We start from the raw sequence: 8,949 nt of genomic DNA, 5'->3' as shown, positions 1-8,949 counted from the left end.
CCGAGCGCCGAGAACAGGTCCGCTCGGCGCTCGGCGCCCGGCGCTCGGCCCGTGACGCGACGGGGGCTCCGCGCGGGGGACACACTGTCCCGCCCCGCGGAGCCCCCCTCGACGCCCGACGCTCACCGCTCGCCGCTCAGAACGAGTATTCCACCCCGAACGTGAACGTCGTCCGCGACCGCAGCCCGCCGTCGTTCAGCGGGAAGAGCGCGTTGGCGATCGCCGTCACGCGGCTGGCGCCGGTGAACTTGAAGCCGAACGAGCCGTTGACCACGTCGTCGCGCATCTCGGGGATGTTGGTCGGGTCGACCGTGCGGCGGAACGGCGCGTCGAACTGCACCGTCCGCGGGAGCTCCAGGCGGTTGGAGCCGACCTGCAGCTCGCTCAGCACGTCGGCGGCCATGGTCACCCCCTTGCCGAGCAGCTGGTCGAAGCCGAGGGTGGCCAGCACCGCGTCGGTGGCCAGCTCGCGGTCGGCGCGGTAGAGGTAGCCCGCGTTGGCGTGCGGCGAGAAGTTGCCGAAGCGCGACGACACGATCGCCATGCCGCGCCCCACGAACTCGCCCGTCCCCATCAGGTTCTCGACCTCGCCCGTCGGGAAGCGCGCGTCGAGCAGGAAGGCGACGCCGGTGCGCGGGCCGCTGGCCGCGTTGACCTTGAGGCGCGCCGCCACGTCGCCGATCCCGAACGCGCGCCCCGTGGTCGTGCGCGACGCCTGGAGCACCGGGTTCTGCGGCGTGCCGGCGAAGAAGTGCACCGCGTTGCCGCCCCCGAACGGGAGGATCTGCGCGCTGCTGGTGCCGCGGAAGGAGTTCTGGAGCACCGGCACCGCGACCCCGAAGTCGACGCGGTCGGTGATCCCGTAGGTGACGTAGAACGACGTCACCGCGACGTCGATGTCGAGGTCGAGCGAGACCTGCATCACCTCGTTCTCGAGCACCGGGACGCCGTACTGCGCGCAGTCCTGCCCCCCGTTCTCGGCGGCGCACCCGGCGGCGTTCGTGTTCTCGTGGGTGAACGTCACCTGCACGTCGCGCAGCGGGACGCCGCGGATGGTCGAGAAGTTGAACGAGCTGCGGTTGACGCCCGCCAGCACGCGCCCGCGCCCGAGCGTCTGCGCGCGCTCGGCGAAGATCGGGCCGGCCGACGTGGCCGTGCTCACCGGGACGCCCCCCTCGAAGCGGAACGTCTCGCCGCTGGTGGTGGCGCCGATCGGGATGCTGGCGACGCTGGTGCCGAGCGCCTGCCCGATGAAGCCGATGATCGAGCCGTTGCTGGCGGCGGCCGACGGGATGAAGTGCGTGCCGTGCGCCTGCACCGACGCCGGGTTGGTGCTCCCCGCCGAGCCGGCGAGGAAGAGCGGGTCCTGCCCCGGCCCGAAGATGAAGAGCTCCGCGATCTTCCCGCGCAGCCCGGCGGTGGAGAGCGGGGCGGCGCCGTGGTCGTGCGCGGCGCGCAACACCGGTTGCGCGCGCGAGACGGCGGGGGCGAGCAGTGCCCCGCACGCGAGCAGCGCGGCGGGGGCGGACGGGCGGAGGCGGGGCATGCGGCGGGAGGCGGGGAGACGACGGGGCGCGCGGAGCGCGCACAAGCTGCCCCGCGGCCCGTCAGCCGTCCAGTTCCTCGAGCGCGCGGATCACGGCCTGCTGCAGCCGCGCCTCGCGCTCCGGCCCCTCGGGGATGCTGCGCGCGAGCGCGGCGTACTGCGCGAGCATCTCGTCCTCGACCAGCGCGGGCGTCGGCGTGTGCACGCCGAGGTGCTGCAGGCGCACCGTGCCGAGGGTGCGCAGGAGGCGCCGCGTCTCGTCGTCGAGCCCCGCCAGGGTGCGCGGGTCGGGGAGCGGCGGCGGGGGCGGCTCGCGGCGGCGCCGCATCGGGTGGAAGAGCGCGTGCACCGGCGCCAGCTCGACGACGAACGCGCCGGCGGTGTGCTCGCGGAAGCCGGCCAGCACGTTGCGGCGCCGCAGCGACGAGAGGAGCTGCAGGATCGCCTGCCGCACCACCGAGACGCCGTCGACGCTCCCGGCGCCGCGCCCGGTGATGACCAGCACCTCGTCGACGCCGGCGATCTGCTTCTCGCGCAGCCACGCCTCGGCGCGCGCCAGCGCCTCGGCGCGCGTGGGGAGGTGGGCGCGCAGGTTGAGCGTGCGGTCGGCGCCGAAGGTGACGGCGTCGAACGCCTGCGCCAGCCCGTCGGGCGCCGGGCCGTCGGGGCCGTCCGGGGCGTCGTCGCCGGCGGGGCCGCGCGCGCGGCGGCGTCTGGACATCGCGGTCAGCGCGCGTCGGGGGGGACGCGCAGCGCGCGCACGAGCGGGCGCCCGTCGAGCCGCTCGGTCGGCGCGATCCCGAGCGCGGCGGCGAGCGTCGGCGCCATGTCGACCACCAGCGCGCGGCCGGCGAACTTGCCGGGCCGGAACGCCGAGCCCCAGAACATCACCGGGACGCGGGCGTCGGTCGGGTTGCCGGCGTTGTGCCCGATGCCGCCGTAGCGCGACCACCCGTTCCACGGCTTGAGCGACGCCACCGCGGCCACCGGCTCGTCGGGGGGGAGCATGTGGCGCCACCAGCGCGCAAACTGGTCGCGCGTGGTGTCGGCCGAGGCGAGCGACTTCACGGTCGCCACGCGCCCCATCAGCGGGTGCGCGCGCAGGGCGCGCATCGCGTCGGCGACCACCGAGTCGGCGTTCAGCCCGGCGGCGCGCAGCGCGCGGCGGTCGACGCGCAGCATCCCGTAGTTGAACAGCAGCGCGCTCCGCGACACGCCGCGGGCGGCCAGCCGGTCGCGCACGCCGCTGACGAGCGCCGTGTCGTTCACCAGCCCCTCGCCGGTGGCCGGGTCGGCCGACTTCGTGTAGCGCGCCGCGCCGGGGATCGGCGTCATCCCGTGGTCGGCGGTGACCGCGATCAGGACGCGCGACGAGTCGCGGATCGCGAACAGCGCGTCGAGGAAGGCGCCGAGGTCGCGGTCGAGGCGCAGGATCTGGTCGTGCTGCTCCTTCGAGTCGGGGCCGTAGCGGTGCCCGACGTTGTCGGTGGTGGAGAGCGAGACGTTGAGCAGGTCCGGCGCCGGCCCGCGCCCCAGGTCGTACGCGCGCACGCCGTCGAGGGCGAGGGCGAGCGTCAGGCTGTCCATCACCGGCGTCTCGGCCAGCTCGCTCCCCACGCGGCGCGGCGGGGTGGCGGGGATGACGTGCGGGAAGACGAAGTCGCGCCCGCGGTTCTCGACCGGGACGCTGTCGCGCTCCGCGTAGGCGCTGTCGGGGAGGAGCGGCGTCCAGCGGTAGCCGGCGAAGCCCGCGATCGGGTTGCGGCGGTTGAAGTCGCGCACCCAGGTCGGGAGGGTGTCGGCGTAGTAGCTGCTGGTCGTGAACCCCATGTCGGGGGCGTACCAGAACGCCGGCTGCTTGGCGCGCCCGATCGGGAGGATGGCGCCGCGGTCCTTGCGCGACACCGACAGCGCGCGCGACGACGAGTCGGCGTTGCGCATCCAGTCGAACAGCACCGAGCCGCGGAACTTCCACGGCGACGCGCCGACGTCGCGCGAGTCGATGAGCGGGGAGAAGACGTCGGGGACCCCCTCGTCGTTGAGCAGGATCCCGGTCCCCCCCGGGTGCCGCCCCGCCATCACGACCGAGTGCCCCGGGGCGGTCTCGGTGATCGCGTGGTCGTAGCGCCCCTCGGTGAACACCGCGCCCCCGTCGTACAGGCGCCGGAGGCCGCCGGTGAGCTGCGCCCCGAAGCGCGTGAAGTAGTCGGGGCGCATCTGGTCGATGGTGATGAACACGACCAGCGTCGGCGGCTGCGGCGCGAGCGCCTGGGCGGCCGGCGCCTGGGCGGCCGCGGCCGCGGGGGCGAGCAGCGCCGCGAGGGCGGCGGCGCGGGGGAGGCGAGGCATGCGGGCGCGTGGAGGGAAATGGCGGCGCCGCGAACCGGCGGGGCCCGTCCGCAATTTATCCCGCGACTCCCGCCCACAGGTCCCCGCCGTGCGACTCCCCGAGCGCTCGACCCTGCTGACCCTGCTCGCGCTCGCGGTCGCCGCGGCGCTGGTGCTCTCCGAGACGATCGCGCTGCGGGAGGCGGGACGCCGACTCCGCGCGCAGGAGGCGGCGGAGCGGGCGGCGCGGGGGCCTTGAGCGGCCGTTCGACGGCGCAGAGCCGGATACGGCGGAGATCCGGGTACGGCGCAGAGCGGGATACGGCGAACTCGGATGGGGCGCACGCCGGGGTACGGCGGACGTACCGTCTATGAGCTGGTAGGTCCGCGGTACCCCGGTGTGCGGGTCACCCCTTGGTTCGGTTCACCCCGCTCTCCGCCGCACCCGGACGTGCGCCGTCCCCCGCTCTACGCCGTGCCGAGCAAAGGGCACCTAGATTCCCCCTCATGCCCTCCGCCCCGGTCCCCGCCACCCTCTGGCTCGTCCGCCACGGCGAGAGCGCCGCGAACGTCGCCCGCAACGCCGCCCTCGCGGCGCAGTCCGACGACATCGGCCTCGACGTCGCCGACGCCGAGATCCCGCTGTCGCCGCTCGGCGAGCGGCAGGCGACGGCACTCGGGCGGTGGTTCGCCGAGCGGCCCGAGGGGGAGCGGCCGACCGTGGTGATCGCGTCGCCGTACGAGCGCGCGCGGCGCACCGCGGCGCGCATCGTCGCGGCGGGGGGCGCGGCGCCGGCGGTGACCGCCGAGGCGCAGGTCGGGTGCGACGAGCGGTGGCGCGAGAAGGAGCTCGGCCTCTTCCACGACCTGACGCGCTGGGGGGTCGAGGCGCGCCACCCCGAGCAGTGGGCGCTGCGGCAGCGCCTCGGCCCCTTCTACTACCGCCCGCCCAACGGCGAGAGCGGCGCCGACGTCGCGTTCCGCGTGCGCTCGGCGCTCGAGGCGGTGGCGCAGAACCACCCCGGGGAGCGGGTGCTGGTCGTCTGCCACCAGATCGTGATCCTGTCCGCGCGCTACGTGCTCGACGGGCTGACGGTGGAGCAGCTGGGCGAGCTGTGGCGGCAGTACGACCTCGCCAACTGCTCGGTGACGACGTACCGCCCGGCGGCCGCGGGGCGGCTGGCGCTCGTGCAGTACAACTTCACCGTGCCGCTCGAGGACGAGGGGGCGCCGGTGACGCACGAGCCGGTGCACCCCTCGCCGACGGCCTGACGGTGCCCCGGATGACGCGCGAGGCGTGGCGCAGCGCGGCGGTCCTGGCGGCCGCGGTCGGGGGCGGGCTGTGGCTCGGCCTGCGCCAGGCCGGCGACGTCGACGCGGTGCCGGCCGGCGACGCGCGCGCGGCGGCCTACGCGTTCGGGCCGGGCGCCGGCGTGGCCGCGCTGACCGTGCGCACCGCCGACGGGCGCGTGACCGCGCTGGCCCGGCTCGGCGAGCCGGCGGTGGTGATGGTCGTCTCGCGCACCTGCGGGGTGTGCAAGGAGGCGCTCGGCGACTTCGGGCGCCTGGCGGCGGGGCGCGCCCTCCCGCGCCTCTGGCTGGTGACGCTCGAGGGGGCGGAGCACGGGCGCGCGATGCTCGAGGCGACCGGGGTGCGCGGCGCCGTGCTCGCGGGGCCGGTGACGCCGGCGGCGGAGGCGCTCTTCACCTTCCAGATCCAGGGAACGCCGACCTTCCTGGCGCTCGACGGCGCGGGGCGGGTGCGGCGGGTGCTGCCGGGCTATCCCGGGGAGGCCGCCATGGCCGCCTGGCTGGGGGTGATGCGGGGGGAGCGGGAGACGCTGTAGGGCTGCGGACTGCGGGCTGCGGATTCCAAACCCGCTGCCCGCAGCCCGCAGCTGATCGACCCCCGGGTCCCCCCGCAACGCCGCGTCTGGCGCTATCGTATCCGGGTTCCCGGCGGGCCTCCCAGCGCGCCGGCCCTTCCCGCGTTCCGGAGTTCCAGCGTGCCCCTCAATCGACGCGACTTCCTCGTAGGGACGACGGCCGCCGCGGCGGCCGCCGCGATCGGCGCCCCGCGCGGCGCGATCGCCCTCCCCACCGGCCCCCTCCCCGCCCCCGGCGACCCCGCGATCCGCGCGCTGGCGATGCGCGCCCTCGACGCCGCCAAGTCGAGCGGCGCCGACTACGCCGACGTGCGCATCTCGCAGAACCGCACCCAGTTCGTCGCCACGCGCGAGCGCCGCGTGCAGGGGCTGGCCGACGGCGAGACGTTCGGCGCCGGCGTGCGCGCCCTGGTGGGCGGCGCGTGGGGCTTCGCCGCCACCAGCGACCTGTCGCCCGACGGGATCGCCGTCGCCGCGCGGCAGGCCGTCGCGCAGGCCAAGGCCAACCGCGCCGCGCAGGTGCGCCCGCACCAGCTCGCGCCCGTGCAGCCGACGGCCAGCGGCGAGTGGAAGAGCCCCATCAAGGTCGACCCGTTCGACGTGCCGGTGGCCGACAAGGTCGCGCTGCTGCTCGCCGCCAACGAGGCGGCCATGAAGGTGAAGGGCGTCCGCTTCGTGAACTCGGGGATGAATTTCCTGCGCGAGGAGAAGACGTTCGCCTCGACCGACGGGACGTTCACCGTGCAGACGCTCTACCGCACGACGCCGACGATGAACATCACGGCCGTCGCCGCGGACAACTCCGACTTCCAGTCGCGCCAGAGCACCGAGGTCGCGCCGATGGGGCGCGGCTACGAGCACGTGACCGAGTCGGACTTCGTCGGCAACGCGCCGAAGTGGGCGGAGGAGGCCGCGCAGAAGCTCGCCGCCAAGCCGGTGGAGGTCGGGCGCTACGACCTGATCCTCAACCCGAGCAACCTGTTCCTCACCATCCACGAGAGCGTCGCGCACCCCACGGAGCTCGACCGCGTGCTCGGCTTCGAGGCCAACTACGCCGGCACCAGCTTCGTGACGCCCCCCGAGAAGATGCTCGGGCAGCTCAAGTACGGGTCGCCGCTGATGAACATCCAGGCCGACCGCGACCAGGTCGGGTCGCTGGCCGCCTGCGGGTGGGACGACGAGGGCGTGAAGCCCGAGACGTACATGATCATCAAGGACGGCGTCGTGGTGGACTACCAGACGACGCGCGAGCAGGCGCCGTACCTCGACTGGTGGTACAAGAAGAACAACAAGGCCACGCGCTCGCACGGCAACTCGTACGCGCAGTCGTGGGCCGACGTGCAGTTCCAGCGCATGCCCAACGTCTCGCTGATGCCGGGCGAGAAGGACTACGTCTGGGAGGACCTGATCTCGGCCACCGACCGCGGGATCGCGATCGTCGGCAACGGGTCGTTCTCGATCGACCAGCAGCGCTACAACGCGCAGTTCGGCGGCCAGCTGTTCTACGAGGTCCGCGGCGGCAAGATCACCGGGATGCTCAAGGACGTGGCCTACCAGTTCCGCACGCCCGAGTTCTGGGCCGGCCTCGACATGATCGGCGGGAAGCGCTCCTACTGGCTGGGCGGCGCGAACAACGACGGCAAGGGGCAGCCCTCGCAGAGCAACGCGGTGAGCCACGGGTGCGTCCCGTCGCGCTTCCGCAACGTCAACGTCATCAACACCGGACGGACCGCGTGAGCGCGTTCTTCGACGCCGGCGCCCCGCGCTCGCTCTTCGCGGCGCCCGCCCGCTACCTCTCCCGCCCCGACTGCGAGGCGATCGCCAAGAAGGTGCTCGGCTTCGCCACCGCCGACGAGACGCGCGTCTCGATCCAGAGCGGCGTGTCCGGCAACACCCGCTTCGCCGTCAACCAGGTCTCGACGGCCGGCGACACGTACGACGCGGTCGTGACCGTGCGCTCGGTCTTCGGGCGCCGCTCGGCCAACGCCACCACCAACAAGCTCGACGACGCCTCGCTGCGCGCGGTCGTGCAGCGCGCCGAGGCGCTGGCGCGGCTGGCGCCCGAGGACCCGGAGGCGCTGCCCGAGCTCGGCCCGCAGCAGTACCGCGACTCCGACGCCGGCTGGAGCGAGACGACGGCCACGCTCGACCCGGCCGGGCGCGCGCAGGCCGTGCGCGCGGTCGCCGAGCCGGCGCGCGGCGCGAACCTGACGTCGACCGGCTACATGGAGACCAACGCCGGCGCGTTCGCGATCGCCAACAGCAAGGGGCTGTTCGCCTACCGCCGCCAGACGTCGTCGTCGATGACGACCACGGTGCGCACCCCCGACGGCACCGGCTCCGGCTGGGCCGGCGCGTCGCACCACGACTGGTCCAAGATCGACGCCGCCGCCCTCGGCGCCCGCGCGATCGAGAAGGCCAAGCGCTCGGCCAACCCGGCGGCCATCGAGCCGGGGCGCTACACCGTCGTGCTCGAGCCGACGGCGGTCGCCAACCTGGTGCAGCTGATCGCCGGCTCGCTCGGCGCGCGCAACGCCGACGAGGGGCGGTCGTTCTTCTCCAAGCCCGGCGGCGGCAACAAGATCGGGATGAAGGTGATCGACGAGCGGGTGACGCTGTCGTCCGACCCGTTCAGCCCCGACACGCCGGGCGCGCCGTTCACCGGCGACGGCACGCCGGTCGGCCCGATGACCTGGATCGAGAACGGCGTGGTGAAGAACCTCGCCTACGACCGCTTCTGGGCGCAGAAGAACAACGTCGCGCCGACCGCGGTGTCGGGGCTCCGCATGAGCGGCGGCACGACGTCGATCGAGGACATGATCGCCTCGACCCAGCGCGGGCTGCTGGTGACGCGCCTCTGGTACATCCGCGGCGTCGACCCGCGCACGATCCTGTTCACGGGGCTGACGCGCGACGGCACGTTCCTGATCGAGAACGGGAAGATCACGCGCGCGGTGAAGAACCTGCGCTGGAACGAGTCGCCGATCTTCATGCTCAACAACCTCGAGGCGATGGGCGTGCCGGTGCGCGTCAGCGCCAGCGAGGACGGGAGCCCGGGGCAGGCGATCGTGGTGCCGCCGGTGAAGGCGCGCGACTTCAACTTCACGTCGACGTCGGACGCCGTCTGAGCCAGGGACGACGCTGCGGGCTGCGGGATGCGGATTCGAACCCGCAGGCCGCAGCCCGCAG

8 protein-coding genes are annotated in these 8,949 nt (G+C 74.3%); 5 read left to right on the top strand and 3 right to left on the bottom strand.

Annotated elements, in window-relative coordinates; all coding sequences use genetic code 11:
• Positions 1 to 136: 136 nt before the first annotated feature.
• The 3 genes from PYV61_RS03280 to PYV61_RS03270 form a co-directional block, all read right to left on the bottom strand.
• Positions 137 to 1,546, bottom strand: a complete 1,410-nt coding sequence (locus PYV61_RS03280) for a hypothetical protein (protein ID WP_275828288.1) — start codon at positions 1,544 to 1,546, stop codon at positions 137 to 139.
• Positions 1,547 to 1,607: 61 nt separating this feature from the next.
• On the bottom strand, positions 1,608 to 2,267 hold the full coding sequence (locus tag PYV61_RS03275; protein WP_275828286.1) for a Smr/MutS family protein: 660 nt from the start codon (positions 2,265 to 2,267) through the stop codon (positions 1,608 to 1,610).
• A 5-nt stretch (positions 2,268 to 2,272) separates the two neighbouring features.
• Positions 2,273 to 3,895, bottom strand: coding sequence for an alkaline phosphatase family protein (locus PYV61_RS03270; RefSeq protein ID WP_275828284.1), 1,623 nt, complete (start codon positions 3,893 to 3,895; stop codon positions 2,273 to 2,275).
• A gap of 88 nt (positions 3,896 to 3,983) precedes the next feature.
• On the opposite strand from PYV61_RS03270, the gene PYV61_RS03265 reads away from it, so the two are divergent.
• The 5 genes from PYV61_RS03265 to PYV61_RS03245 all read left to right on the top strand — a co-directional run bounded on the left by PYV61_RS03265 (position 3,984) and on the right by PYV61_RS03245 (position 8,888).
• Positions 3,984 to 4,133: a hypothetical protein gene (locus PYV61_RS03265; protein ID WP_275828282.1), complete on the top strand. Its 150-nt coding sequence runs from the start codon at positions 3,984 to 3,986 to the stop codon at positions 4,131 to 4,133.
• Between the two features lie 248 nt (positions 4,134 to 4,381).
• A complete protein-coding gene (locus tag PYV61_RS03260; RefSeq protein ID WP_275828280.1) occupies positions 4,382 to 5,146 on the top strand; it encodes a histidine phosphatase family protein in 765 nt (254 codons plus the stop codon).
• A gap of 11 nt (positions 5,147 to 5,157) precedes the next feature.
• On the top strand, positions 5,158 to 5,721 hold the full coding sequence (locus PYV61_RS03255; protein WP_275828277.1) for a hypothetical protein: 564 nt from the start codon (positions 5,158 to 5,160) through the stop codon (positions 5,719 to 5,721).
• 159 nt (positions 5,722 to 5,880) lie between these two features.
• A complete protein-coding gene (locus PYV61_RS03250; protein ID WP_275828275.1) occupies positions 5,881 to 7,497 on the top strand; it encodes a TldD/PmbA family protein in 1,617 nt (538 codons plus the stop codon).
• Positions 7,494 to 8,888: a TldD/PmbA family protein gene (locus PYV61_RS03245; RefSeq protein ID WP_275828274.1), complete on the top strand. Its 1,395-nt coding sequence runs from the start codon at positions 7,494 to 7,496 to the stop codon at positions 8,886 to 8,888. Before PYV61_RS03250 ends, PYV61_RS03245 begins: the two co-directional genes overlap by 4 nt.
• Positions 8,889 to 8,949 lie beyond the last annotated feature (61 nt).

Source organism: Roseisolibacter sp. H3M3-2 (assembly GCF_029211165.1).
Lineage (GTDB): Bacteria > Gemmatimonadota > Gemmatimonadetes > Gemmatimonadales > Gemmatimonadaceae > Roseisolibacter.
Note: the sequence above shows the minus strand (reverse complement) of the source record. Positions and strands in the feature narration are given on the sequence as shown.